The organism is Veillonella sp. (genome assembly GCF_041333735.1).
GTDB lineage: Bacteria > Bacillota > Negativicutes > Veillonellales > Veillonellaceae > Veillonella.
Genome location: NZ_JBGKFB010000001.1, coordinates 1,046,815 through 1,072,913 on the forward strand (window position 1 = coordinate 1,046,815; position 26,099 = coordinate 1,072,913).

Below are 26,099 nucleotides of genomic sequence, written 5' to 3' on the forward strand. Positions count from 1 at the left end.
GGTGTCATGATGGCTGAAATTAACAGAGATGTATTACGTTCTATTATCCTAGACGTTTTACAAGAAATGGGTGGTGTTCATGAAGCACCACAATTCAAGGCTAGTGCTGGTAAAAGCACAACACCAAGTGCTACTCCTAGACATGAAGATCCAACTGGTGACGATAGCTGGCTCCAAACTGGTGGCCCTGCACAACCTGGTACAAGCGCAGATGAAGTGGTTATTGCTGTTGGCCCTGCCTTTGGCCGTAGTCAACGACAAACCATCGTTGGTGTACCGCATCAAGAGGTAATTCGCCAATTAGTAGCTGGTATCGAAGAAGAAGGTTTAAAAGCTCGTGTAATTCGCGTATACCGTTCCTCTGACGTAGCGGCCGTAGCCGTTGAAGGCGATTCTATTTCTGGATCTGGTGTATGCATCGGTATTCAATCTAAAGGTACTACTTTGATTCACCAACGCGATTTACAACCACTTTCAAATTTGGAATTATTCCCTCAAGCACCTCTATTAACAGCTGAAACATACCGTGCTATCGGTAAAAATGCTGCTAAATATGCTAAGGGCGAATCCCCAACACCAGTACCAACATTGAACGATCAAATGGCTCGTCCAAAATATCAAGCATTATCTGCATTGCTTCATATCAAGGAAACTAAGCATGTAGTAAAAGGTAAGCCAGCTGATGAAGTTCGTGTCACTGTATAAGGAGGTTTACTATGGCTAACGAATTAGAAGCCTTAATTCGGCAGATCGTATCTGAAATAGAAGGGGCGAAAGGTAGTACAACACAGTATTCAGCGCCTCATACACCATCTACAACTAATACAGTAGATAGAGTAGTTACAATCGAAGATTATCCGATTGCTAAAAAACATCCAGAATGGATTGATCTTGGTCAAGGTCGAGACTTAAGCCATATTACGATGGATAACGTAATGGCCGGACATATCACAATGGACGATTTAAAAATTTCTCCATCCATTTTGAAAGCTCAAGGTCAAATTGCTAAGGCTGGGGGCCGAGATCAAATTGAACTCAACTTCTCTCGCGCTGCAGAAATGACGAAGGTAAGTGATAAACGTTTACTTGAAATGTACAATGCACTTCGTCCATATCGTTCTTCTAAACAAGAACTGTTAGATATTGCTAGCGAACTTGATGGTTTAGGGGCTCCAATTTGTGCAAACTTTGTACGAGAAGCTGCAGAAAATTACGAACGTCGTAAAAAACTTAAAGGTGATAATTAACCTATAGGAGATGTCATTATGAAACGAATTGTTGGCATCGATATCGGAAACTCTACAACAGAAGCGGCCTTGGCCGAAATTCATAGCAATGGCGAGGTAAAGTTCTTATCTTCTGCCATCGCTAGTACCACAGGTATTAAAGGAACACGCGAAAATATCGTAGGTCTCATGGATGCCCTCAAGTCGCTAATTAGGTCTGCTAATCTTACACTACGAGACATTGACTTAGTTCGCATTAATGAGGCTACACCAGTTATCGGCGATGTGGCCATGGAAACGATTACAGAAACCATAATTACGGAATCTACCATGATAGGGCACAACCCTAAAACACCAGGTGGCTTAGGTCTTGGTGTAGGGTATACCGTTCCCATTGAGCAACTAATTGATAAGCCACAAGGTCAGCCATACATCGTGGTAGCTCCAAAGATTATCGATTTTGAATTGATAGCACAGCTGATTAATGCATATTGCAAACGAGGTTATGATATTCGAGCTGCTATCCTTCAAGCCGATGACGGCGTACTCGTTAACAATCGATTGGATCATAAAATTCCTATCGTAGATGAGGTTGCGTATATCGATAAAATCCCAATGGGCATGCTTTCTGCCGTAGAGGTTGTAGAACCGGGGCAAGTGGTATCACAATTATCAAATCCTTATGGGATTGCCACTGTATTTGAGCTTTCACCAGAGGAAACAAAGAATATTGTACCTATCGCTAGAGCTCTTATCGGAAATCGCTCAGCTGTAGTCATCAAAACACCGGCAGGGGACGTTAAGGAGCGGGTAATACCGGCAGGATCCATCATTGTTATGGGGAATGATCGAACTGTATCCGTCGATGTATCTGCTGGGGCAGAGAGAATTATGGAAACCCTCGAATCTGTTCATCCTATCGATGATATCAGTGGTGAAGCAGGTACGAACGTAGGTGGCATGCTTGAAAAGGTTCGCCTTACAATGGCTCAATTGACGAATAAATCCCCGCAAGATGTATTCATCCAAGACTTGCTAGCCGTAGATGTAGCTGTTCCTATCAATGTAAAGGGTGGCCTTGCAGGTGAGTTCTCTATGGAACAAGCCGTAGGCATTGCCTCCATGGTTAAGTCAGATCATCTACAAATGGAAATCATTGCAAAGCAGGTAGAAAAAGAGCTAGGCGTACCAGTTGAAATCGGTGGTGAAGAGGCTGAATCAGCTATCTTAGGCGCTTTGACTACACCGGGGACAGCAAAACCAATGGCCATACTCGATCTAGGGGCAGGCTCAACTGATGCATCCATCATTAACCAAGAAGGAAAAATTAAAGCCATTCATCTTGCAGGAGCAGGAAATATGGTAACTATGCTCATCAATTCTGAACTTGGTTTAGAGGATATGCATATTGCAGAAGCCATCAAACGAGATCCATTGGCTCAAGTACTCAGTGTATATCACATTCGTCACGAAGATGGAACGGTGCAGTTCTTTAATGAACCACTTTCGGCAGCATTGTTTGGACGCGTTGTTATCGTAACGCCAGATGGGCTCGTTCCTGTAGAGCGAGATATCCCTCTAGAAAAGATTAAGCGTGTTCGTCAAACTGCAAAGAAACGGGTATTTGTCACAAACTCACTCCGCGCTTTGGCATCTGTTAGTCCTACTCATAATGTGCGAGATATACCATTCGTAGTTATCGTAGGTGGTTCTGCATTAGACTTTGAAATTCCTCAACTCGTAACCGATGCACTTTCACAATATGCATTAGTAGCGGGGCGAGGCAATATTCGAGGCGTTGAAGGGGCACGAAATGCGGTAGCTACAGGATTGGTATTATCCTATGCACAGAAGGGAGGCCTATGATGGATCAAAGTATCGTCAGTAAGCCAACCATATTGCTGTATGCTACAGAGCATATCAGTGAGGATATACTAAAACCCGTTCTATATGGAATTGAAGAGGAAGGTCTACCTGTTGTCATTGAGTCCCATAGTGGTACGCATATGACATTGGCTGACCTAGCATCTCGTAATTCCGCTTTATCTGTTGGGATAGGCGTTGATGATGAGGCGATTGTGTTGACCTATAAAAACATACCAATGCATCAATTTATTTATCGACTTACGGGTTATGCTCAATATCCAGATAGCTTACGTACCTTAGGTGTCAATGCAGCCCGCCTTGTAAAAGGTAATCCTTTCGTTTCCGATGAACGATTGGAAGTAGCTTTTTAAATCTAACTAACTTTAGAGGTGGTGCATATGGCTATTTATACGAAAACCGGTGATGCAGGTACAACGGCCTTATTTGATGGCACTAGAGTACCTAAAAATTCACTTCGTGTGGACACATATGGAACCTTTGATGAATTAAATGCACAGGTTAGTGTATGTGAGAAATTAGTTGTCTCACCAGACAATAAACATGTGCTTCACACATTACAACATCAGCTATTCCGCTTATGTGCGGAGGTAGCCACGCCTCATGTGGAAAATCTAAGTGAAAGTAGTAATCTAATTTCACAACAAGATATAAGCGAATTGGAATACATGATCGATGACTATACTAATCGATTGCCACAGCAACATAGCTTTATATTAAGCGGAAATTATTTATCTGCTGCAGAGCTACATGTGGCTCGCACAATCTGTCGTCGCGGTGAACGGTTACTTATTAGCTTAGGTTCTGTAGAACCAATTCGCGATGAGGTTCGAAAATTTATAAATCGATTATCTGATGCTCTTTATATCATGGCTCGTATGGAAGACTATGTGCAATTTGTAGAAACAATTGTAGAGCGCGTAGCAGAACGTGTTAAGAACAGTCATGCTGAAGTACTGGCGGAAACGAATCGGAGCTTATGGCATATGGGGCATACTACTGAAAATGGAGTTAGTTATATGGCAACTAGAACAAAGCTAGAAGAAATTATGACGAAACTTTCACAAGCAGCCATGGACTATGCTCAGTCCATAGGTGTACCTATCGTTGTATCTATAGTAGATGCAAACGGTGTATTAATGTATTTCCATCGTATGTCAGATGCATTGCTCATCAGCAACGATATCGCACAGGCAAAGGCGTATACTGCAGTAGCTCTCAAAGCGGCAACTCATGAAGTACATCAAAGTGCACAGCCTGATGGCGATCTATTCAACATTGAATCCATGGTAAATCGTAAAATCTGTACCTTTGGTGGAGGTTATCCGATCATCATCGACGGCGAAATTGTCGGTGGTTTCGGCATTAGCGGTGGCACTGTGGCAGAAGATATGGACATTGCATCTCATGCATTACAATCTTTGTTAACTCGATGAGGTGAAAACAATGGACGTAACGCAAATGTATATTAGTGAGTTTGTTGGTACTGCCGTTCTAATTGCATTTGGTAACAGTACAAATGCATCAATTTTATTAAAGAAAACCATCGTTAGTATTTTTGGAACTAACTGGTTACACATTATCTTTGGATGGGCCTTTGCCGTTTCCTTTGGTGTATACGTAGGTATTACACTTGGTGGCCCTGGTCATTTGAATCCAGCAGTTACCTTTGCCCTTGCTGTAGCTGGTATATTCCCTTGGGATCAAGTTATTCCAATGTCCATAGCGCAAATTGCAGGTGGTTTTACTGGTGCTGCCATTGCTGCACTGTTCTATTATCCACATTTTAAAGTAACAGGTCCTGATGAAGGGAACTGTGTAGGGATTTTTGCAACAGGTCCAGCCATCGATAATAAACCTTTCAATTTGATATCCGAAATTATAGCTACGTTTATGTTTATGTTAGCTATTCTCTGCTTAGGTAAAATGGCTGATGGTTTAGCACCTATGGTCATCGGTATCTTGGTAGCATCCATAGGTATGTCCTTTGGTGCAACTACTGGATATGCGTTAAATCCAGCGCGCGACTTTGGTCCACGGTTAGCATATTTCTTACTACCAATTCCTAATAAGGGAACTGCAAACTGGCAATATGCGTGGGTACCATTTATTGGCCCATTGATCGGCGCAGGCTTAGCCGTATTATTCTTCCAATTAGTGGCACCTTAACTCTAGCTAGAGTATATAAAACAAAAACGAATCATAGTTTATCAGGATAGTTCAAAGAAATTATTTTGAATTAGGAGGAGATTATATGGCCTTTCAAGAGGTAATTGATGCAAAACAGCGCATCATACAAGAATTTGTACCCGGAAAGCAGGTTACGATAGCCCATGTTATTGCCAATCCTAAACCAGACCTATTTAGAAAAATGGGGCTCGAGGAAAAAGGTAGAAATGCCATTGGGATTCTTACTATAACACCTGGCGAAGGGACCATTATTGCAGCCGATATTGCAAGTAAATCCGGTGATATCGAAATCGGTTTCATCGATAGATTTTCGGGGGCACTTCTCATAACTGGTGATGTATCTGCTGTTGAATCTGCATTGCGCAGCGTAATTGAAGGATTGCAACGCATATTAGGATTTTTTCCAACAGATTTAACAAGATCCTAATGAAAGGGTAATTATGAGCACCGAAAAGAAAGAAAAACGCATCCTTCTAGTAGGACGTAGCGGTTGTGGTAAAACTACATTAGCCGATACGATTACCCATGGCTCGGCTACGTATCATAAGACACAAGCCATAACGAGAGTGGGAAACTTCATCGATACCCCTGGAGAATATATGGAAAATCCTAATTACTATCGAGGCATTATCTTGCACGCCTATGATGCGGACTTAGTGATTTTTATGATTCCTGCAGGTGATGAAACAACCATATTTCCACCAAGCTTTGGGAACTCCCTCAATCGCGAAGTTATAGGCGTTGTGTCAAAGGTAGATACGGGCAAAGATGTTGAGGCACCTAGGCGCAATCTCAAACTAGCGGGAGCCACTAAGATTTTTGAAATATCAGTTCACGACGAAGAGTCGTTAAAACAATTATGTAACTACATATATAGTTAGTTGAAAGAAGGTTTTTCCATGGACAAAGTTTTTGAAGAACAACTTAATCAATTTATTTTAAATAAGGCGATCATTCCAAAAAGCTTGGGTCTATGGGAACGATATTTCAAGAAAATGTGTCTTGCTTGGCAGGATATGAAACCTGAGATTCATGCTCAGCATATTATCTTTTCGGCAGATAATGGTATTTCCGTTGATGGTCTAATCGGTTATAACTATGAGATTACCCGTAAACAGTCTCAGAATATGATTGATGGTAAAAGTGCAGTTGCTAATTATTGTATCTTTAACCATATTCCTTACGAAGTGGTAGATGTAGGCATTGCTTGTCCACAAGGTATTGGGGTGAATCGAAAGGTTGCTCAAGGCACAAAGAATATATTAGACGGTGCTGCTATGAGCGCTGAAGAATTTGACCTAGCGTACCAAGCTGGATATAACCGCGTTGTCTACTACGCAGAATCTGGTATCAATCTATTTTCCTTCGGTGAAATGGGTGTTGGTAATACCACAACTTCAGCAGCTGTCTTAAGTGGTCTTACAAAACTAGACCCACGGATAACTGTAGGTCCTGGATCTGGTCCTGATGAAGAGGCGTACATGAATCAAAAACGAGAATTTGTACGTACTGCACTATCTCATCATAAGGGACACTTAAATAGTCCAAAAGAGGTAATCAGCCGCGTAGGTGGCTTTGATATAGCCGCTATTACCGGTGCTATGGTAGCTTGTACGGACTTACATATCCCATTTGTTATCGATGGTTATATAACAGCAGTTGCTATGGCTTGTGCTACTCAAATGAATGGAGACGCTCCATTATATGGCATTCCATCTCATTATTCTCGTGAGGTAGGGATGGCAGCAGCATTAGCCTATGCAAATATTCGTCTTGATGAAGTTCCAATCCATGGGCAAATGGCATTAGGTGAAGGAACTGGTGCCGTATTAATGGTACAACTGCTTAAAACAGCACACTTTGCCTTTATGAATATAGGCACTATGGTGGAACTATTAGAAAAATAAATTTGTAATCTTTGCTCTATGTTTTGTAAAAGGAGAGAAAACAGATGACACAAGAAGCATTAGGTATGGTGGAAACTAAGGGCCTAGTAGGCGCTATTGAAGCAGCAGATGCAATGCTTAAAGCAGCTAATGTAGAACTCGTAGGGAATGAAAAAATTGGCTCTGGTCTCGTTACTGTTATGGTTCGCGGTGATGTAGGTGCTGTAAAAGCTGCTGTAGACGCAGGTGCAGCCGCTGCAGAACGCGTAGGCATTGTTATCTCTACTCATGTAATTCCAAGACCACATAAAGATGTAGAAGGTATTTTACCAACAAAGGGTGAATAATTATGGCCGATACTAAAAGTATGGTAGATGAGATTTTAAAGCGTGTATTGATGCGTATCGATGGTGCTGATTTAAGCAAAATTACAGGCGCAACAGGTAATGCATCATGTGCTTCGTCACCTGTAAGTTCACCTACTACAAATCAATTACAAACTTCAATGATTACTGAACATGTAGGCAGTACTACAACAGGCGATACAATTGGCCTTGTAATTGCCAATGTAGACAGTCAAGTATTGGAAGCTATGAAGCTCACTAAGTCATATCGATCTATCGGTATCTTAGGTTCACGTACAGGTGCAGGGCCGCAAATCATGGCCGCTGATGAAGCTGTAAAAGCAACGAATACTGAGATTGTTAGCATTGAACTTGCCCGTGATATGAAAGGTGGCGCCGGTTCTGGTTCCCTTATCATATTTGGTGGCGATGACGTATCTGATGTAAGACGTTCTGTAGAGGTAGCATTGCGTGAATTAGAACGTACCTTCGGCGAGGTATATATGAACGAAGCTGGTCATGTGGAGGTTCAATATACAGCTCGCGCAGGAGAAGCATTAGTGACTGCCTTTGGGACACCAGAAGGTAAAGCCTTTGGCTTGATCGTTGGGGCCCCAGCAGCTATTGGTGTAGTTATGGCAGATACAGCAGTTAAATCAGCGAATGTAGATGTAGTAGGCTATCGTTCTCCATCGAGTTCAGCTATGAGTAATGAAGTTATTTTACAAATCAGTGGTGATTCTGGCGCTGTTAAACAAGCTGTAAAAGCAGCACGTGATGTAGGATTAGCTTTACTAGAAACTATGGGAGACAGACCTAAGAATAAAGGTAATGCTTACATTATTTAATGAATATTATTTCAAAGAGTCAAATATTCATTACATATCATTATCACGTCGCAATAGATGATACTTTCACAATGTGAATAGGAGGATTCATAATGGCAGAACTAAATGAACAAATGTTACGGGCTATCATTATGGACATAATAGATGAAGTAGGTATGCTCAAGGATGAGCCTGTTCAGGCGACACCGAAAGAAGAACCTAAAACAGAATCTCAAGAACCAGAATTAAAAGATTTGATTCGTCAAATGTTAGTAGATATGCAACGTAGCTAACGTTATAGGAATGCATGAATCCTGTTGCGAATCATCAACAGAAATAGACGTCGGGAGGTGGCATAGTGAAAGATTCACTAGGGTTACTAGAAGTAGCTGGTTTACTGGGGGCTATCACCGCATCAGATGCAATGGTTAAAGCTGCAAATGTACGGTTGATAGGCATAGAAAAGGCGAGAGGCCTTGGCTGGATGACAGTAAAGGTTGCCGGTGATGTAGCAGCTGTGGAAGCGGCTATTCAGACTGGTGTAGCTCTTACAAAAGGAATGAACCTGTATGTAGCTCATAAGGTAATTCCACGGCCTGCAGAAGGCTTAGTAGAATCCTTTAATGATGACTTTACAGATAAGCCAGCTAAAGTATTTGATGATACACAGTTAACTAAGGCGAGTGCTAGTGTTCAAGAAACTAAAGAAATTATAGAAACTGAACCAGTCAAAGCTGAAGTTATAACTTCTAAAACAGAGAAACCCAAAATAGATGAAAAGGTTGTTGAAGTATTAGATGAAATTGTATCTACCATCATAGAACCGAAAAGTTCTAAGTCCACAGGTACAAAGAAAACAACACCAAAGAAAAACTCTAAAAAGAAATAAAGTAGTAAATAATAAAGGAGATTATCATGAATAACGCATTAGGCATGGTAGAAACAAAAGGTTTAGTAGGCGCAATTGAAGCAGCTGACGCAATGGTAAAAGCAGCTAACGTTACATTAGAAGGTACTGAAAAAATTGGTTCCGGTCTTGTAACTGTAATGGTTCGCGGTGATGTAGGCGCTGTAAAAGCAGCGGTTGATGCAGGCTGTGCAGCAGCACAAAAAGTAGGCGAAGTAGTATCTACTCATGTAATTCCACGCCCTCATAGCGACGTAGAATTAATCTTACCTAAGAAAGGATAATAGCTTATGGATCGGGAACAGATTCGTGCTATCGTACGAGAAGTGATCGAAGCCATGTTCGAATCGTCCATTCCCGTAGGTGTGAGCAATAGACATGTCCATCTATGTCAGGCGGACTGGGATGTATTATTCCCGAATCAGGCTATTACTAAGAAAAGTGACTTAAAACAAACTGGAGAGTTTGCTTCAGAACAAACTGTTACTTTAGTGGGGCCTAAAGGGGTCATTCAAAATGTCCGCGTACTAGGTCCTCTTAGAAAGCAGTCACAAGTGGAGGTATCGTTGACCGATGCTCGTGCATTGGGTATAAAACCTCCTATTGTGCTATCTGGTCATTTAGAATCAGCCGTAGAGATTACTCTATGTACTGAAAACGGGGAAATAACAAAACCTATTTGTATCGTTGCAAAGCGACATATTCATATGTCGCCTGATGATGCAAAACGGCTTAATGTAAACGATGGCGATAGCGTTAATGTTGAACTTCAAACGCCAGAACGCACCACTGTATTTGGTGATGTCATCGTTCGGGCCGTGCCTGGTTTTGTCCTAGAACTCCATATTGACACAGATGAGGCAAATGCTGCCAATGTACAAGGTACAGTGATGGCGAGAATTGTACAGTAAAGTAGGTGATATGATGAAGGGTTTGAAAAAGGCAAATAATACATTGCAAGAGTTCTCTGATCTTGTAGAGTCCAAACAAGTGAGCTCTCATAATCAAAAGAATTTGCGCGTAGGTATTGACCTTGGTACATCATCTATTGTCCTATCCGTAGTTAACGACAAAGGTAAACCTATATATGGCGCTTTTGAATACAACGAATCTATTCGAGATGGCCTTGTAGTTGACTATGTGGGAGCTGTTACGATTACGAGAGCTTTAAAGGCTAAGGCGGAAACTGCCTTAGGCACAGAGCTTGTATATGCCGCAGCAGCTGTTCCACCTGGAACGATAGGCAAGAATAAAGAGGTAGTAGGTCATGTTCTTGAAAGTGCCGGTTTTGAAGTAACCTGCATTTTAGACGAGCCTACCGCTGCTGCTAATGTGCTAGGAATCACCGATGGCGCTGTTATTGACGTCGGTGGTGGTACTACGGGCATAAGCATTTTAAAAGATGGCCAAGTTGTATATACCGTAGATGAGCCTACAGGAGGCACTCATATGAACCTCGTGATTAGCGGGGCCTATGGGATTTCCATCCCTGAAGCAGAGGCTTATAAGCGCAATGAAGCGAATAAACGTGATGTATATGCAACCATACGGCCTGTGGTTGAAAAAATGGCAGCTATTTCTAAGCGTGCGTTACATGAGGGTGGCTATGAAAAGGGGACTCCTATTGTTGTTGTGGGCGGTGCTTCTAATTTTGAGGAGTTCACAAAGACTTTCAGTCAATATATAGGTTTACCTGTTCATAAGCCACTGTATCCAGAATTTGTAACGCCCTTAGGGATTGCCATGGGAAGTGAGCATTAATATGGATGCATTAGTTAAACTGGTGCTAGAACGCCTAGAAAAGCGCATGACATCCACTGCTACTTTTATGGTCACAGAGTGCAATAGCTATGATGAGCATATATTGTTGCAGAACCAACTCATTTCTTTCGCTGGTATAGATTATGGTCATATACGAGAGTTAATGCGCGATACATTGGTGCCTTGGGTTGCCTATTTACATCGTGCATTAGCGTATGACTGTGAGGTGACGATACACCTAGCAGTTCCTGTAACCTCGTTGATGAATCCATCAGTCATTCTAGATTGGCCTATCAAATTTCTAGATAAATTTGGTCGTCCTATATATGCCAGTCATCAAGCGTGGATAACGGCCTCTTTTGTTAGATCTTGTGAAAGTCAGTCTATTATCGTCATATATAGGGGACAAAGGTTCACCATGGCTGCTCGAGATGAAATCGAGCGCTTAGGTATCACAATAATTGAAGGGAACGAGAAGTATGCAAGTCGGTAAAGTTGTGGGTAGTATCGTATCTACTCAAAAGCATGAATCTCTAAAGGGAATGAAACTGATGATGGTAGATATTCTCGATGGAGAACAAGAGTTGACGGGGCGCATAGAAATCGCCGTCGATACAGTATGTGCTGGTGAAGGTGAATATGTGCTTCTAACTCGAGGCTCATCGGCACGGCATATTTTCGAAGATGATAAAGGCACCGCAGTAGATTGTGCTATTGTGGGTATTATTGATAGTTTTGAAAAATAATTGTATAGGAAATAGCTGGTGCCAGAGTTAAACCTAGTTATTGTGTCACATCATGAATGTATCCTTGATTGTGTACACCGTTAGTTGACATGGTCATTGCATCAGCAATGCAACCTATATGGAGGTTCATGATGGAAAACAATATACAGTTGAAAGAAATGATCCGCTCCATGGTTATAGATGTATTACAGGGGCAAAAGCAAGAAATGGCCTCATCACAACCTATTAAACAAGCGCCTAGAGGTCAAGTTGAGCCAGGTGTATTTGATACAGTTGATGAAGCAATTCAAGCTGCAAAAGCAGCACAAGCGCGCTTTGAAGATTGCACCTTAGCAACCCGTGAAAAGGTAATAGCAGACATCCGTGCTGCCATGCGTCCACGAGTACAAGAGTTGGCTCAGAAAACCGTTGAAGAAACGGGGATGGGTCGCGTTGCGGATAAAGTACTAAAATTAAATCTAACACTCGATAAAACACCGGGCGTAGAAGATCTCGTTACAGAGTGTGAAACAGGCGATAATGGTATGACATTATACGAACTGTCTGCTTATGGTGTTATTGGTGCTGTTACGCCAAGTACGAATCCAGCGGAAACATTAATATGTAATACAATAGGTATGCTAGCCGCAGGGAATGCTGTATTCTTTAGTGTTCATCCTGGTGCTAAGCATCTTAGTCGATTGCTAGTTAGTGAACTTAATCAAATCATCGCCAAATCGATTGGTATTGAAAACCTTATTGTTACACTTCGAGAGCCATCTATTGAGTCTGCTCAAGAGATGATGCTACATCCAGATGTGAGCCTATTAGTTGTTACTGGAGGTCCTGGCGTAGTAAAACAAGCCCTTCAAAGTGGTAAAAAGGTTATCGGTGCTGGTGCAGGTAATCCACCGGCCTTTGTAGATGAAACGGCAGATATTAAAAAGGCCGCTCAAGATATTGTTCTTGGCGCTAGTCTAGATAATAATATTCTATGTATCGCTGAAAAGAGCGTTGTAGCCATGCGCCAAATCGAGCCACACCTAGTTCAAGAAATGGTAAAAGCAGGTTGTGTTCTCCTTGAAAATCAACAAGATATTCAACGCCTAGTCGATTTAACAGTGTTACCGAATGGGACACCAAATAAAAAATTTGTCGGTAAAAATGCAAGCGTTATTCTTGATGCAGCACATATTCCGTACAATGGTGATCCACGGTTAATTATCATGCGGGCTCCAAAAAATCATCCCTTTGCAGTAATTGAGATGTTAATGCCTATTTTACCTGTTGTTACAGTAGATAGCTTTGACGAAGGTCTTGATGTATGCTTGATGTTAGAAGCAGGCTTACATCATACGGCCACAATGCATTCCTTGAATATGGAACGCCTCAACCGGATGGCTCGTAAAATGAAAACTTCCATTTTTGTTAAGAATGGTCCGTCCTATGCAGGGCTTGGATTTAGCGGTGAGGGTACGACAACCTTTACAATTGCTACACCTACTGGGGAATCTACTACATCGGCTCGTTGCTTTGCGCGACGTCGTAGATGTTGCTTAACAACAGGATTTAATATTCGATAGGTGGTGAGCATATGAATAAATGGACTTTTCCAACCCAGATTTATGCAGGGCCAGATTCGTTGAATCGTCTTACGGAGTTTTCTAATGAATCTATACTTATCATATGCGATCCATTTTTAAAAGATTCTCCAAGCCTTACATATGTGATGGGGTTAATGGACAGTAAAAATAAGGTAACCATCTATACTGATGTAGTACCTGATCCACCCATAACGCATGTAGTAAAGGGTATCGAGTTTATGGAAGGCATTAAACCAACTGTAATCATTGCCATAGGTGGGGGCTCCTGTATCGATATGAGTAAGGGCATGGCTTACTTTGGTCGTAAGTTAAAGCATATGGATATCAAATCCTTTATTGCTGTTCCTACTACTAGTGGAACTGGATCAGAAGTGACCTCTTTTGCTGTTCTTACAGATAGTGAAACACAAATTAAATATCCTCTTGTGGATGATGCGGTATTACCAGATGAAGCATTATTAACGCCATTATTTGTAAAAACATCTCCACCAAGTGTTACTGCATTCAGTGGTATGGATGTGCTAGTTCACGCATTGGAAGCTTATGTAGCAACGGCTGCAAATAATTTTACTGATGCGTTGGCACAACAGGCGATTGAGCTAGTCTTTACTTACTTACCAAGATGTCATAAGCCAACAGCAACAGAGCAAGATAGAATGTCTATGCATGAGGCTTCATGTTTAGCAGGTCTATCCTTTAACAAGGCCGGATTAGGTATAGTTCATGCCATGGCTCATCAGTTGGGAGGACAATTTCATGTGCCTCATGGTCTAGCTAACAGTATGCTTTTGCTTTATGTAATTGGATTTAATTGCTCTCGTAACCAAGAGGTGGCCAAGAAATATGCCCATCTATCTGCTAAGTTGGGCTTTGCATCGCATAAAGCATCCGATGGAGATAAAATAGGTGCATTACTAGAGGCGATTATAAAACTACAACGAACTTTAGAATGTCCAATGACACTGACTGAATTTGGTGTAGATAAGGCTACATCTGAACCAAAACTTAACCTCATGGCAGATAGAGCACTAGAGGATATGTGTTATAGATTTAATCCATACCCAGCTAACCATGATGATCTTATCGGATTATATAAAAAGGTTTTGTAACCTATATAGAGTGAATAATAAAACTCAAAAGTATATAATGAACAATACAAATACAAGAGGCTTCAATGATTTCATGGAAGCCTCTTTTTGTATCCCCTTATTCTTGTTAATTGAAATAGAAATAGAAATAATATTTACCTATTTGTTGCTTAAGTTATGTGCTGTTAGGTACACTTTTTTTCATCTTAGAATGATATAATAAATTTTACATCCTATCTCGATGTAGAGGTGTTATTCAAGTTTAGTCATATTCCATATAACTCATTGGAATATAGAAAAACATAGATTTTATCTACATTTGTTGTATAATATGTATAGGATATTTAAAAAATTAGATGTTTTTGTGAAAGTCTATCCTTATCTAAGTTTAATTAGATGTTTGGTGCATTTTATTTTAGATTCATGCTCAATGTACTACTTTCACAATATGAGTATGATCTTGTGTGGTCATACGTTTTTTGAAAAGAGAGGTATTTATGCAACACATGCTACGCATGGGTATTGACGTGGGCTCTACAACTGTTAAAGTTGTACTATTAGACGAACACGATAATTATTTGTATAAAAAGTACATACGCCATTATGCAAACATTTTGGACACCGTATATACCTTGCTCCAAGAGGCTCAAGTGGGCCATGAAAATGATCAAGTTCATGTATGTATTACAGGTTCTGGTGGTATGGCGATGGCTGAAAAGGTACGCATTCCATTCGTGCAAGAGGTTATTGCTGAAACACGTGCTGTAAAAGCGTTGTATCCAGAAACTGATGTTATTATCGAACTTGGTGGTGAAGATGCGAAGGTAACCTATTTAGGTCAAACGGCAGAACACCGTATGAATGGTTCTTGTGCAGGTGGTACAGGTGCTTTCATCGACCAAATGGCGACTTTATTGCAAACTGATGCATCTGGTCTTAACCAATTGGCCATGAATGCTGATACGATTTATCCAATTGCAGCACGCTGTGGCGTATTTGCTAAAACAGACGTACAAGCTTTGTTAAACCAAGGCGCATCTCATGAAAATATTGCAAAATCCGTATTCCAAGCTATTGTAAACCAAACAATTGCGGGCCTTGCATGCGGTCATAAAATCGAAGGTAATGTAGCATTCCTTGGGGGGCCGTTAACATTCTTGTCCGAACTTCGTCAATGTTTCTGCGACACCTTAGAACTAGATGAAGCGCATCGCATTATCCCTGAAAACGGTGAATTATTCATCGCCTTAGGGGCGGCTTTGATGAAAGAAGACTGTCGTGAGATTACGGTTGGTCAATTAACAAAGGAAATTGGTGCCCTCATCGGTATTCCTATGGAGGCTACAGATCGTGTAGAACCTCTATTTAAAAATGAACAAGAATTAGAAGAATTCCGCGCTCGTCACGCTAAGGCAGTAACGCCAAAAGCGAATATTGAAGATGCGCAAGGTCCTTGTTACCTTGGTATCGATGCTGGTTCTACTACTCTTAAAGTAGTTCTCATCAACAGTAATAAGGAAATCATATTCTCTCACTATGGTCCTAACCATGGTAAACCATTAGAAAAATCTCGTGAAATGATCGAGAAGATTTATGAACTGTTACCAAAAGGCGCGTATATTGCGCATTCTGGTGTAACTGGTTACGGCGAGGCATTTCTTAAACGCGCCCTTGGCATCGATATTGGTGAAGTAGAAACAATGGCTCACTATCGTGCAGCTCGTTACTTCTGCCCTGATGTATCCTTTATCTTGGACATCGGCGGTCAAGATATGAAATGCTGTAAGGTTCGCGATGGCTACATCGAAGATATCGTATTGAACGAAGCTTGCTCCTCTGGTTGCGGTTCCTTCATCGATACATTCGCATCCGGTCTACGCATTCCAATCGATCAATTCGCGAAGGAAGGTTTATTGGCATCCCTGCCAATCGATTTGGGTTCTCGTTGTACTGTATTTATGAACTCTAAGGTTAAGCAGGCTCAAAAAGAAGGTGCTACGGTACAAGATATCGCAGCAGGCCTTGCTTATTCTGTAATTAAAAATGCCCTTTACAAGGTTCTTAAGGTAAAAGACCCTAAAGAATTGGGCGATCATATCGTTGTACAAGGCGGTACATTCTATAATGAATCCGTATTGCGTGCCTTCGAGAAATTGATGGGCGTAGAAGTAATTCGACCTGACGTATCCGGCTTGATGGGCGCATACGGTATGGCTCTTCTTGCTGCTGAAACGGCAGAAGAGTTACAAAAGGAAAAAAGCACTTTGCTCGATAGTGATGGTCTTAACTCCTTACAAGTATCTACGACAATGCGTAATTGCGGACTTTGCTCCAATAACTGTATGCTTACCATCAATGCTTTCTCTGATGGTCGTACTTACGTAACGGGTAACCGTTGCGACCGCGGTGCGGGCGGTATGATTCAAGAGGAACGCAAAGCAGTTCCTAACTTAGTAGACGTTAAATTGCGTCGTTACTTCGACTATTATTTGAAGAAAAATATTCCAGAGTTCGAAGGTAAAATGCGCGTAGGTATTCCTCGCGTCCTCAACATGTATGAGGATTTCCCATTCTGGTTTACATTCTTTAATACACTTGGCTATGAAGTAATTCTTTCCGATTACACTACAAAGGAACAATACAACAAGGCTATTGATACGATTCCATCTGATACAGCTTGCTACCCAGCAAAAGCGGTACATGGTCATATTCGTGACCTTGCAAATGCACAAGTAGACTTTGTTTGGTACCCTTGTATTCAACATGGCCCTAAGGAATTTAGCCGCGACAATAATTATCATTGTCCAATGGTTATCTCCTATCCAGAACTTATCAAAAACAACATGCAGGAGGTTTTGGGGGATACTCCATTCCACGCACCATTCTTGCCATTAGCTGATAAGAAATCTCTTGTTCCTGCTCTTGTGAAAGCATTGGACTTCTTGAATCTCAAAAAGAAAGATATTGCTAACGCTGTTGAAAAAGCGTGGGAAGAACAAGAAAATTGTAAGGCTTCTTACCGTGAAACGACAAAGAAAACAGTATCTCGCCTCGTAGCAGAACAAATTCCTACTATCGTATTGGCTGGCCGTCCATACCATTTGGACTCTGGTATTAATCACGGTATCCCAGAGCTTATTACATCCCTTGGCATGGCTGTTCTTACGGAAGATGGCGTTGCACCACTTGGTAATGAAATTAAGCATCTACGTGTTGTAGACCAATGGTCTTACCATAGCCGTCTATACCGCGCTGCTGAATTCGTAAGTAGAACAGAAGGCTTCCAAATCGTTGAACTCAACTCCTTCGGTTGTGGCCTTGACTCTATCGTAGCGGATCAAGTAAAAGATATACTTTCAGCAAACCATAAGATTCATACCTTACTCAAAATTGACGAAGGTACAAACCTTGGGGCTGTAACGATTCGTTTGCGTTCCTTGCAATCTGTAATGGAACGTAGCTTGCGTCGTCATCACAACCCAGAGGCACCAGAAGTGGTGGAAGAACAATTGCCAACCTACGATTATAATCGCGTGGTGTTCACAGAGGAAATGCGTAAGACTTATAAAATCTTGGTGCCACAAATGTCACCATTGCATTTTAGCCTCTTGGATCCAGTCCTCAAAAATGAAGGCTATAACTTTGAAATGTTGCCAGCTCCAACGCGTGACGATATTGAAATAGGCTTGAAATATATCAATAATGATGCATGTTATCCAGCGATTATCGTTGTAGGGCAGCTCATGTCTGCACTATTATCTGGTAAATACGATATCAATAAAACAGCTGTTATCATCTCTCAAACAGGTGGTGGGTGCCGTGCTACAAACTATATTGGTTATTTACGTAAAGCGTTGATTGACGCTGGTATGAAACAAGTGCCAATCCTATCTCTTAATGCAAGCGACATGGAACGTCAACCAGGCTTCAAATTGACAAAAGGTTTCTTGCATCGCATGATTCAAGCCGTTGTTTACGGTGATGCCCTCATGCAATGCGTATTGGCTACACGTCCTTATGAAACTAACCCGGGCTCTACAGATGCATTATGTGATTACTGGATTAAAAAATTACGTGAAAATATTACATCTGCCAGCCTTCGTCAGTACAATAAGTACATCAAAGAAATCATTCATGACTTTGATAACTTGCCGGTCAATAAAGATGTACAAAAACCTCGCGTTGGCGTCGTAGGTGAAATTTACGTTAAATTCCACCCAAGTGCTAACAACCATATCAATGAACTCATTGAAAAAGAAGGTGGCGAAGTCGTTACATCCGGTTTATTAGACTTCTTCTTATACTGCGCAATGGATAGTACATACCGTGCTAAACATCTTGATGGCACATGGCTATCTGGCTTCTTCGGTACATTGGCTCGTGAAGCCCTTGAACTCTACCGCTTGCCATACGCTAAAGCAGTAGCAGCGTCTAAAAACTTTGACCCTCTACAACGTATGACAGAAGTAGCAAAAGAAGCGGCTCACTACATTGGTCTTGGTAACCAATGCGGTGAAGGATGGTTCCTCACAGGCGATATGATTGACCTCATTGAAAAAGGGGCTAAACAAATCGTATGCTTGCAACCATTCGGCTGCTTACCAAACCACGTTACAGGTAAAGGTATGGTGAAAACACTATCCGCTGCCTACCCAGACGTGCGCATTGCTGCCATCGACTACGATCCAGGCTCCAGTGCAGTAAACCAAGCAAATCGGTTGAAACTACTACTATCGACAATGTTTGAATAAAAGCGTGCTCCGTTATATTTTCAATGGGGCCCTGTTACAACTGAATATTACTAGTATAGAAAAAACAAAGTCCTCTCTTGGCTCAGTACGTCGCTACGCTCCGTAAAATCGCTGCAGAGAGGACTTTGTTCTTTTCTATATACACCCATTATGAAGATGTCCCATTGAAAATATAACTAGTACAGATGGGGGAAGGGAAAAGTGCTATTACTTAATCCGTCATAAGGAGGCTTACATTTTATAATGGGGCCCGGATACAACTGCATATCATTAGTATAGAAAAAATACAGCCCTCTCTTGGCTCAGTACGTCACTACGTTCCGTAAAATCGCTGCAGAGAGGGCTGTATTCTTTTCTATTTAGACCCGATATGAAGATGTCCCATTATAAAATGTAAGTGATCCAACCTACTATATACCTAATAGCTCCATCGAGTTATTTATCTCATTATTTACAAAAAAATTCGCAATACATCTAACGGAAAAGAGGAGAGAGGGCTGTGTTCTTTTCTATATACACTCATTATGAAGATGTCCCAATGAAAATATAACTAGTGCAGTGGGGAGGAGTTGGGATGGACGTTAGTAAATTAGCGATTATGTTTCTTACATTTTATAATGGTGCCCGAATACAACTGCATATTATTAGTATAGAAAAAATACAGCCCTATCTTGGCTCAGTACGTCACTACGTTCTGTAAAATCGCTGCAGAGAGGGCTGTATTCTTTTCTATATACGCTTATTATACAGACGTCCCATTATAAAATGTAAATGATCCAATCTACTATATACCTAATAGCTCCATCGAGTTACTTATCTCATTATTTACAAAAAATTCGCAATACATCTAACAGAAAAGAGGAGAGAGGGCTGTGTTCTTTTCTATATACACCCGTTTTGAAGACGTCCCATTGAAAATTTAACTGCTGTAGCAAAAGGAAGAATATGTTTAATATGTTATTATCACGCCATATTTTACTCGCTTATACTTCATCGAGTTAATTTTAACTAACCTTACTATAGTTATATGCTTTATAGAGAAAAAGCATTATATTTGTTATAGTAAGGTTAGTTAAAAGTTTATTATATTATGTGTTGGGTATGGGGAAAATATGTGCATGGAAGTAGACATCAAGGATTTAGCAAGTGAAGATTACCAACATCGACAACGAAGTATTGAATTGTTTCTTTTATATAATCGAGAAATAGAAGAGGAGTTATGGCAGAATTTAATAAAGTATAATATTGAATTTTTTACTAGTATTATAAAGATATCGTCACAAATGGGATGGAAGAGCATTCATAGGTTGTTATTAGAAATAAATAATTTAGTAGAGGATAAAGTATATTATTTTAATGATGATGTTGAGTTAGAAGTAAAAATTAGAAATAGTGCTGATTTTTCATATTTTATCAATTCATTATTAAAATATATATTTAGAAATCATAATATGTATTTTTTACAATACTTTTTTAGGGAGCAAGCACTTAATCATCAAAAGTTAAATTCTTTTTGGTACCAATTGATTTATTTATCTAATAAAAAAGGTAAAATTTCTGATAAAAACTTCATTAAACTCCAGAGCTTTATTCAGTCATACGAACCTAGTATTCAATTAAATGCTAATATGAAGAAGACAAAATTTACTGTTATAGAAGAGTTATACGATTTACATCAAAAAGTTTTGACTAAGGGCCGTAGAAATATAGATTTATTACCTTATAAGTCAAATTGTATCTACACAACTAAAAACTTGATATTAGGCTCTAAAGCTTATGAGGCGTTAAATTATAATGCAATTATTGAATATATTTTTTTTCAACTAGGAAAAAGTGGTGCTAAAAAATCAATCGAGAGTTTCAACAAACTTTTAGTTGATGTTTGTAATAAAAATGAATGTTGGAAAGATAAATATTTAGATGATATAGTTAATAGATTGTTTAGCCAACTTAATGCCCCTTGGGAAGAAAATGAACTTTTTTCATTTTTAGCGCGTGCAGATATGAAGTTAAATGTTCAACATTTTGATAAAATTAGTAAATTTTTGTCTAGAAATTTACACAGTGAACTAGCAGATGCGAACTTTAGAAAAAAAGATTTACCCTGTTGGTCTTATACTAAGTCGCATGAGGGCTTATATTGTTTAGCACATTATCAAAATGAATTATTTTTGGAGCATCTAGAGAAGACTTTGTTGGAGCTATCTACAAGACGATCATGTGATGTTATTTTAAGAGAGCATGATTATAATAGTCTCTATTCATTGCTAGGGATATATTTTAGAGTAAATAATAATAGAGAAACTATAAATTGGTTAAAACGAGATATAGGGATTTTATGGGAACGTTTAGTATTTAAAATTTTATCTAAGAAATATGATAATATTGATTATCAAGTTGATTTAAATGAATATAGTGTAGCTGATATTACAATTAATAAATATAAAGGTAGACTATATTTCGAAAAGATTGTTGAGTGTAAAAAATCTTTATATTTTATTCCTGAAAATCTTATTGATGATAATGGAGTATTTGACTATACAAAACATAGTATTATTGTATCCAAATATATAGGCTTTACAGATGAGTTTGTATTATTAATTCTTGATGATGATTTTGTTGAATTTAAATGTCCAGATAATATTAAAATTATCTATGCAAGTGATTGGCTAAATGCTGATTTTATATGTGATCAAGATAAGCATGAAATTGATTTATTGATGAGATATTCTATTTACTTAGAAGACGTACGGTGTGATAATAAACTACCTACGTGGAATTATGAAAAAATTAGAAAATATATTAAGTCATTATCAAATGTTCAGGGTAATAATATAATAGATTCTCTTGATCTATTAAAAGAGTGTGTGAGGTTTGATAAAAGAAGTATTAAGAATACAACATATAATATTTTATCTTTTGATGAATTTAAACAGCAGGAAGGAATTTAATATGTTATATGGAACTTTATCAAATTATGATTCTCTTGATGCAATAAAAGATGTAATGGAAATTTCAAAACCTGTAAGTATGGTTTTTGATCACAGACTAGTTCTTGCGTCATGGATTTTATGGAAAGATATTAAAAATAAACCTCTTAATTTGCTTACGTTCGATGCACATCGTGATTTATGTTCCGAGAATGATACAATACAGATTATGGAGCATATAGAAAAAACTACAAAGGAAAAATTAGATTTACGAGTTTTTGAATTACTTGATGTAAATAATGATACGCATATTAATATGGCCTGCGAATTAGGAGTCTTTGATTCTGTTTTTGTGATTTCAAATGATTTTTCAGATGATGATTATTGTGTCAATAAATCTAGAATAAAAGTATTTAAAGAACTCGATGATTGTATTGTTGATATATTATCTAAAAGCTTTTATATTCTTGATATTGATTTAGATTATTTTTTTGATAAAGATGATTGTACCAATTCATTTCAGTTTAATGAATTACGATTGAAATCGTTTTTAGAGAAAAAAACAATATTTCCTAATAATCTAGTAGGTATAACAATAGCTATTGAACCACGTTATTGCGGTGGAATTGTTAATGCTATAAATGTATATGAAAAGATAGAAAAGAAATTATTTAGTGCGCCAGTATTTAGAGATTATTATCAAGAGGATATAGCAGTATTGAGTGAAGTACTAGCAATAAATAGATAATAATATACTCAAAATATTTTGTTGTAGTCGGGCACTATCATAATTAAATCTTGCTCTTTATAATCGATTGGACGGGACTTAGTTTATTGCCTACAATTAGTTGAGTCTGCACTTTCCTTTATTGTGCTTAGTGTATTTATAAAAAAGAATTAATATATTTTAATTATAGTCGAATAGTCCTACAATGGGACATCTTCATAGCAAAAATTAATAAAAATAGCGGTACCTTTTTCGAAGCGATTTTACGGAACGAAGTGACGTACTGAGCAAGAAGAAGGTACCGCTGTTTTTATACTAAATTTTATTCTATTGTAACAGGGCCCCATTGTAGGGCTCACACAAATGTTTAAAAGAGATTATTCTTTCTCTACTAAACCATATAAACACAATAAGGAAAGCGCTGCACATACTAGCATTGTAATCCCCATGGGTACTCCCGTATGTTCTCCACCAATACCAACGATTGGTGATACAATACCTGCCGCAAACATGCTGGCAAAGCCTAGTATGGCAGAGGCGCTGCCTGCCATTTTTCCATAGTTTGTCATCGCCATAGAGAAGGAGGCGGAACCGAATAGGGATACTGTACACACAGTAAAGAATAGGATGGTTGTTACAGGAATGAGAGACCATTCAAAAATCATGGCTACTAAGAATAGTAAAGAGCCAATTGTAAGTTCCCATAGACTGAATGTGAGTAGTTGACGAGAGGTTACGACATTACTTACGCGTCCGCTAATGGCACTGGCCAAGATAATGCCGCAGCTATTAATTCCGAATAAATAGCTAAACTCTTGAGCAGATAGTTGAAAGATATTTTGGTATACAAAGGATGAACCAGAGATATAGGCAAAGAAAGCGCCGAAAGCAAAGAGTTGAATTAATGTTTGTCCTAGGAAGGGTTTATCTTTAATTAGCGTAAGGTAGTTCTTTGTAGCCGTAGCAAGGCCGCCAGTAACGCGTTTTTCTTTTGGTAAGCTTTCACGGAAAAGAAGTGAACCTACCAATAAAATGGCAGAGAATAGTGCTAGGATTACAAAGATTACACGCCATGTAGTAAATAAGAGCAGTTGACCACCTACTAACGGCGCAAGGACTGGTGCGAGGCCGTTAACCATCATGAGTAAGGCAAAAAGTTTTGTTAATTCTTGACCGGATGCAAAGTCTCGAGCGATGGCTTTGGCAATTACAACGCCTACAGATCCGGTTAAACCTTGTAGAAATCTTCCTAGTAAAAGTATTTCGATACTTGGTGCATAGGCACAAATAATACTAGAAATAACGCATAGTAAGTTACCTACAACAAGTGGCATTTTACGGCCCATTGTGTCACTTATAGGGCCACCAAATAATTGACCTAAGGCAACGCCAAAGGTCATAACACCTATGGTCATTTGAATATTTGATGCTGTTGTATTTAATTCGCCAGGCATAATCGGTAATGCAGGTAAATACAGATCTGTTGCGAGCGGTGTAATAGCTGTTAACATGCCAAGGAATACTACCAAGATAAAGGAAACCTTAGCAGAATTTTCTTGTGTCATAAAATCCTCCTATCTTAAAATGGGAAAAATAAAAGCCTGCGAATCGCACTGATATGTACCCATTTTCCTGGACACATATTATTTACTAGCCTAAACACATGGATGCTTCCCTGTATTTTACGGGGGGCATCCATTTTGTTTTTTTCTGGATCCTTCTATTGTTGTAATAGTTAATGTATTCTTCTATCGCTACTGCAAAAGCATTAAATGATGCATATTCTTTTTCAAAACCATAATATATTTCTGTTTTCAATCTACCAAAAAAGGTTTCCATCACAGAGTTATCATAACAATTTCCTTTTCTAGACATAGACTGAATAATGCCATGTTCTTTAAGTGCTTGCCTAAAATAGTTATGTTGGTATTGCCATCCTTGATCAGAGTGGAAGATTAATCCCGAAAGATTAGTAAACTTTTTAAAGGCTTTCTCCAACATACGAGAAATCTGTTCTAAGTTAGGCCTTAATGCTAAGTCATAAGCAACAATCTCATTCGTATTCATATCTAAAATAGGCGATAAATAGCATTTTCCCCACGAGAAATTGAATTGAGACACATCGGTAGTCCATTTTTGTAATGGTGCAGTTGTACTAAAATCTCTATTGACGATATTTTCTGCTATTTTGCCGACTTTCCCTTTGTAAGAGTGATACTTTTCCTTCGGTCGCTTTCCTGCGAGGCCCATACTATGCATAAGTCTTTGTACTCGTTTATGATTGACTACAAAACCTCGATTAAGAAGCTCTTGGTATACATGCCGTACACCATACCGACCTTTATGTTCTGTAAAAATCTTTTGAATTTCATCTTTGAGCTCTGTATTTCTTTTATCTACAAGATCTACTTTAGTAAGTTCAAAATAATAGGTAGATTTGGACATTGGCATAGCTTTTAAAAGATGCTTTAGTTGATAGCCTTGTTGGCGGAGCGTTTTGATAATCGCTGCTTTTTCGCCTTGAGACGCGCAGCTTCCTTTTCTTCTCTCAAGGCAATCTCTTTTTTTATGACTTCATTTTCAGCTTTAATATAAGCAATTTCAGCTCGTAAGCGAATGAGTTCCTCATATTCACTTTCTTTTAGCTCTCGAGTTGAGATAGTCTTAGGTACTTTCATTTTGCAATCCTTTGGTGGTCGTCCTTTAGGTTTATTAATAAGACCATTGTATCCCAAAGTTTTGTATTTATGAACCCATTGATACAGTTGTCCAGAGTTAATACCCGCTACAATAGCTACTGCTCTTAAACCTTGACCAGAAAGAACTTGGCATACTAACTCATATTTTTCTTCCGGAGACCAATACTTATTAGTCCCTTGACATTTATTAATGTCCGAACCATGACGCTGTTCTAATTTAACCCAGTCCCTTATTTGTTTATGAAATGTATCTGTCCTTACACCGTTAGGTGTCTCGGGCCATTCACCTTGATAGAATAATTCAATTGCTTTTCTTTTAAATTCATAACTATATCTCATGAAAATACCCCCTTTACTGGTTGTCCAGTAAAGGGGGTACATATCACACTTCGCAGACTGCATTTAATTTTTTCTATTTGATACGATGTATTGTAACATGATTGGTAGATAATTTCTATAGATTTTTCTTGTTAATAATTATGATTTGCTATCTTTTTTCTTATCAATTACAATAATTGATATTATTTATATTTAGAATATTAATTCAATT

26 protein-coding genes are annotated in these 26,099 nt (G+C 39.1%); 23 read left to right on the plus strand and 3 right to left on the minus strand.

Going from position 1 to position 26,099, the window contains the following annotated elements; genetic code table 11:
* The first annotated feature begins 6 nt into the window (after positions 1-6).
* The 23 genes from ACDF53_RS04625 to ACDF53_RS04735 all read left to right on the plus strand — a co-directional run bounded on the left by ACDF53_RS04625 (position 7) and on the right by ACDF53_RS04735 (position 22,871).
* Positions 7-705, plus strand: coding sequence for a propanediol/glycerol family dehydratase medium subunit (locus tag ACDF53_RS04625; protein ID WP_119206723.1), 699 nt, complete (start codon positions 7-9; stop codon positions 703-705).
* A gap of 11 nt (positions 706-716) precedes the next feature.
* The gene (locus tag ACDF53_RS04630) at positions 717-1,247 is read left to right on the plus strand and encodes a diol dehydratase small subunit (RefSeq protein ID WP_105089792.1); all 531 of its coding nucleotides are present in this window, start codon (positions 717-719) and stop codon (positions 1,245-1,247) included.
* An 18-nt stretch (positions 1,248-1,265) separates the two neighbouring features.
* Complete coding sequence (locus ACDF53_RS04635) at positions 1,266-3,092, plus strand: diol dehydratase reactivase subunit alpha (RefSeq protein WP_287499270.1); 1,827 nt, start codon at positions 1,266-1,268, stop codon at positions 3,090-3,092.
* The gene (locus tag ACDF53_RS04640; RefSeq protein ID WP_119206722.1) at positions 3,089-3,463 is read left to right on the plus strand and encodes a glycerol dehydratase reactivase beta/small subunit family protein; all 375 of its coding nucleotides are present in this window, start codon (positions 3,089-3,091) and stop codon (positions 3,461-3,463) included. Before ACDF53_RS04635 ends, ACDF53_RS04640 begins: the two co-directional genes overlap by 4 nt.
* A 27-nt stretch (positions 3,464-3,490) precedes the next feature.
* The gene (locus ACDF53_RS04645; RefSeq protein WP_119206721.1) at positions 3,491-4,546 is read left to right on the plus strand and encodes a cob(I)yrinic acid a,c-diamide adenosyltransferase; all 1,056 of its coding nucleotides are present in this window, start codon (positions 3,491-3,493) and stop codon (positions 4,544-4,546) included.
* Between the two features lie 10 nt (positions 4,547-4,556).
* Positions 4,557-5,279 (plus strand): MIP/aquaporin family protein, encoded by a 723-nt coding sequence (locus ACDF53_RS04650; protein ID WP_119206720.1) that lies wholly within the window; start codon positions 4,557-4,559, stop codon positions 5,277-5,279.
* Positions 5,280-5,364: 85 nt separating this feature from the next.
* A complete protein-coding gene (gene eutS, locus ACDF53_RS04655; RefSeq protein WP_038117203.1) occupies positions 5,365-5,727 on the plus strand; it encodes an ethanolamine utilization microcompartment protein EutS in 363 nt (120 codons plus the stop codon).
* Positions 5,728-5,740: 13 nt separating this feature from the next.
* Positions 5,741-6,181 (plus strand): EutP/PduV family microcompartment system protein, encoded by a 441-nt coding sequence (locus tag ACDF53_RS04660; RefSeq protein WP_005385286.1) that lies wholly within the window; start codon positions 5,741-5,743, stop codon positions 6,179-6,181.
* An 18-nt stretch (positions 6,182-6,199) separates the two neighbouring features.
* Positions 6,200-7,207 carry a nicotinate-nucleotide--dimethylbenzimidazole phosphoribosyltransferase gene (locus tag ACDF53_RS04665; RefSeq protein ID WP_119206719.1) on the plus strand — a complete coding sequence of 336 codons (1,008 nt, stop codon included), beginning with the start codon at positions 6,200-6,202 and terminating at the stop codon, positions 7,205-7,207.
* A 44-nt stretch (positions 7,208-7,251) separates the two neighbouring features.
* Entirely contained in the window at positions 7,252-7,533 is a 282-nt protein-coding gene (gene pduA / locus ACDF53_RS04670; RefSeq protein WP_005385289.1) for a propanediol utilization microcompartment protein PduA, read from the plus strand.
* Between the two features lie 2 nt (positions 7,534-7,535).
* A complete protein-coding gene (gene pduB / locus ACDF53_RS04675; RefSeq protein ID WP_295793799.1) occupies positions 7,536-8,378 on the plus strand; it encodes a propanediol utilization microcompartment protein PduB in 843 nt (280 codons plus the stop codon).
* 92 nt (positions 8,379-8,470) lie between these two features.
* A complete protein-coding gene (locus tag ACDF53_RS04680; RefSeq protein WP_119206718.1) occupies positions 8,471-8,650 on the plus strand; it encodes a hypothetical protein in 180 nt (59 codons plus the stop codon).
* Between the two features lie 65 nt (positions 8,651-8,715).
* A complete protein-coding gene (locus tag ACDF53_RS04685) occupies positions 8,716-9,246 on the plus strand; it encodes a BMC domain-containing protein (RefSeq protein WP_119206717.1) in 531 nt (176 codons plus the stop codon).
* Between the two features lie 26 nt (positions 9,247-9,272).
* Positions 9,273-9,548, plus strand: coding sequence for a propanediol utilization microcompartment protein PduA (gene pduA, locus ACDF53_RS04690; protein ID WP_005385294.1), 276 nt, complete (start codon positions 9,273-9,275; stop codon positions 9,546-9,548).
* Between the two features lie 6 nt (positions 9,549-9,554).
* Positions 9,555-10,175 (plus strand): phosphate propanoyltransferase, encoded by a 621-nt coding sequence (gene pduL / locus ACDF53_RS04695; protein WP_119206716.1) that lies wholly within the window; start codon positions 9,555-9,557, stop codon positions 10,173-10,175.
* A gap of 10 nt (positions 10,176-10,185) precedes the next feature.
* Positions 10,186-11,025, plus strand: a complete 840-nt coding sequence (eutJ, locus tag ACDF53_RS04700; RefSeq protein ID WP_233541484.1) for an ethanolamine utilization protein EutJ — start codon at positions 10,186-10,188, stop codon at positions 11,023-11,025.
* Between the two features lies 1 nt (position 11,026).
* Complete coding sequence (pduM, locus tag ACDF53_RS04705) at positions 11,027-11,518, plus strand: PduM family microcompartment protein (protein WP_119206715.1); 492 nt, start codon at positions 11,027-11,029, stop codon at positions 11,516-11,518.
* Positions 11,505-11,771, plus strand: coding sequence for a EutN/CcmL family microcompartment protein (locus ACDF53_RS04710; protein WP_024066335.1), 267 nt, complete (start codon positions 11,505-11,507; stop codon positions 11,769-11,771). Before pduM ends, ACDF53_RS04710 begins: the two co-directional genes overlap by 14 nt.
* Positions 11,772-11,899: 128 nt before the next feature.
* Entirely contained in the window at positions 11,900-13,333 is a 1,434-nt protein-coding gene (locus ACDF53_RS04715) for an aldehyde dehydrogenase family protein (RefSeq protein ID WP_370815638.1), read from the plus strand.
* An 11-nt stretch (positions 13,334-13,344) separates the two neighbouring features.
* Positions 13,345-14,463 carry a 1-propanol dehydrogenase PduQ gene (locus tag ACDF53_RS04720; RefSeq protein WP_370815639.1) on the plus strand — a complete coding sequence of 373 codons (1,119 nt, stop codon included), beginning with the start codon at positions 13,345-13,347 and terminating at the stop codon, positions 14,461-14,463.
* A 476-nt stretch (positions 14,464-14,939) separates the two neighbouring features.
* Complete coding sequence (locus tag ACDF53_RS04725; RefSeq protein WP_370815640.1) at positions 14,940-19,193, plus strand: acyl-CoA dehydratase activase-related protein; 4,254 nt, start codon at positions 14,940-14,942, stop codon at positions 19,191-19,193.
* 1,118 nt (positions 19,194-20,311) lie between these two features.
* Positions 20,312-22,144: a hypothetical protein gene (locus tag ACDF53_RS04730; RefSeq protein ID WP_370815641.1), complete on the plus strand. Its 1,833-nt coding sequence runs from the start codon at positions 20,312-20,314 to the stop codon at positions 22,142-22,144.
* A 1-nt stretch (position 22,145) separates the two neighbouring features.
* Entirely contained in the window at positions 22,146-22,871 is a 726-nt protein-coding gene (locus ACDF53_RS04735) for a hypothetical protein (RefSeq protein ID WP_370815642.1), read from the plus strand.
* A 356-nt stretch (positions 22,872-23,227) separates the two neighbouring features.
* On the opposite strand, the gene ACDF53_RS04740 is transcribed toward ACDF53_RS04735, so the two are convergent.
* The 3 genes from ACDF53_RS04740 to ACDF53_RS04750 form a co-directional block, all read right to left on the minus strand.
* Complete coding sequence (locus ACDF53_RS04740; protein WP_370815643.1) at positions 23,228-24,415, minus strand: multidrug effflux MFS transporter; 1,188 nt, start codon at positions 24,413-24,415, stop codon at positions 23,228-23,230.
* Positions 24,416-24,500: 85 nt separating this feature from the next.
* Positions 24,501-25,355 (minus strand): IS3 family transposase, encoded by an 855-nt coding sequence (locus tag ACDF53_RS04745; RefSeq protein WP_370816196.1) that lies wholly within the window; start codon positions 25,353-25,355, stop codon positions 24,501-24,503.
* Positions 25,319-25,888, minus strand: coding sequence for a transposase (locus ACDF53_RS04750; protein ID WP_370815588.1), 570 nt, complete (start codon positions 25,886-25,888; stop codon positions 25,319-25,321). Before ACDF53_RS04750 ends, ACDF53_RS04745 begins: the two co-directional genes overlap by 37 nt.
* Between the last annotated feature and the right edge of the window lie 211 nt (positions 25,889-26,099).

Coding starts and splice junctions, on each gene's coding strand:
- ACDF53_RS04625 (WP_119206723.1), top strand. CDS start 7: ATGATGGCTGAAATTAACAGAGATGTATTACGTTCTATTATCCTAGAC.
- ACDF53_RS04630 (WP_105089792.1), top strand. CDS start 717: ATGGCTAACGAATTAGAAGCCTTAATTCGGCAGATCGTATCTGAAATA.
- ACDF53_RS04635 (WP_287499270.1), top strand. CDS start 1,266: ATGAAACGAATTGTTGGCATCGATATCGGAAACTCTACAACAGAAGCG.
- ACDF53_RS04640 (WP_119206722.1), top strand. CDS start 3,089: ATGATGGATCAAAGTATCGTCAGTAAGCCAACCATATTGCTGTATGCT.
- ACDF53_RS04645 (WP_119206721.1), top strand. CDS start 3,491: ATGGCTATTTATACGAAAACCGGTGATGCAGGTACAACGGCCTTATTT.
- ACDF53_RS04650 (WP_119206720.1), top strand. CDS start 4,557: ATGGACGTAACGCAAATGTATATTAGTGAGTTTGTTGGTACTGCCGTT.
- eutS (WP_038117203.1), top strand. CDS start 5,365: ATGGCCTTTCAAGAGGTAATTGATGCAAAACAGCGCATCATACAAGAA.
- ACDF53_RS04660 (WP_005385286.1), top strand. CDS start 5,741: ATGAGCACCGAAAAGAAAGAAAAACGCATCCTTCTAGTAGGACGTAGC.
- ACDF53_RS04665 (WP_119206719.1), top strand. CDS start 6,200: ATGGACAAAGTTTTTGAAGAACAACTTAATCAATTTATTTTAAATAAG.
- pduA (WP_005385289.1), top strand. CDS start 7,252: ATGACACAAGAAGCATTAGGTATGGTGGAAACTAAGGGCCTAGTAGGC.
- pduB (WP_295793799.1), top strand. CDS start 7,536: ATGGCCGATACTAAAAGTATGGTAGATGAGATTTTAAAGCGTGTATTG.
- ACDF53_RS04680 (WP_119206718.1), top strand. CDS start 8,471: ATGGCAGAACTAAATGAACAAATGTTACGGGCTATCATTATGGACATA.
- pduA (WP_005385294.1), top strand. CDS start 9,273: ATGAATAACGCATTAGGCATGGTAGAAACAAAAGGTTTAGTAGGCGCA.
- pduL (WP_119206716.1), top strand. CDS start 9,555: ATGGATCGGGAACAGATTCGTGCTATCGTACGAGAAGTGATCGAAGCC.
- eutJ (WP_233541484.1), top strand. CDS start 10,186: ATGATGAAGGGTTTGAAAAAGGCAAATAATACATTGCAAGAGTTCTCT.
- pduM (WP_119206715.1), top strand. CDS start 11,027: ATGGATGCATTAGTTAAACTGGTGCTAGAACGCCTAGAAAAGCGCATG.
- ACDF53_RS04710 (WP_024066335.1), top strand. CDS start 11,505: ATGCAAGTCGGTAAAGTTGTGGGTAGTATCGTATCTACTCAAAAGCAT.
- ACDF53_RS04715 (WP_370815638.1), top strand. CDS start 11,900: ATGATGGAAAACAATATACAGTTGAAAGAAATGATCCGCTCCATGGTT.
- ACDF53_RS04720 (WP_370815639.1), top strand. CDS start 13,345: ATGAATAAATGGACTTTTCCAACCCAGATTTATGCAGGGCCAGATTCG.
- ACDF53_RS04725 (WP_370815640.1), top strand. CDS start 14,940: ATGCAACACATGCTACGCATGGGTATTGACGTGGGCTCTACAACTGTT.
- ACDF53_RS04730 (WP_370815641.1), top strand. CDS start 20,312: ATGGAAGTAGACATCAAGGATTTAGCAAGTGAAGATTACCAACATCGA.
- ACDF53_RS04735 (WP_370815642.1), top strand. CDS start 22,146: ATGTTATATGGAACTTTATCAAATTATGATTCTCTTGATGCAATAAAA.
- ACDF53_RS04740 (WP_370815643.1), bottom strand. CDS start 24,415: ATGACACAAGAAAATTCTGCTAAGGTTTCCTTTATCTTGGTAGTATTC.
- ACDF53_RS04750 (WP_370815588.1), bottom strand. CDS start 25,888: ATGAGATATAGTTATGAATTTAAAAGAAAAGCAATTGAATTATTCTAT.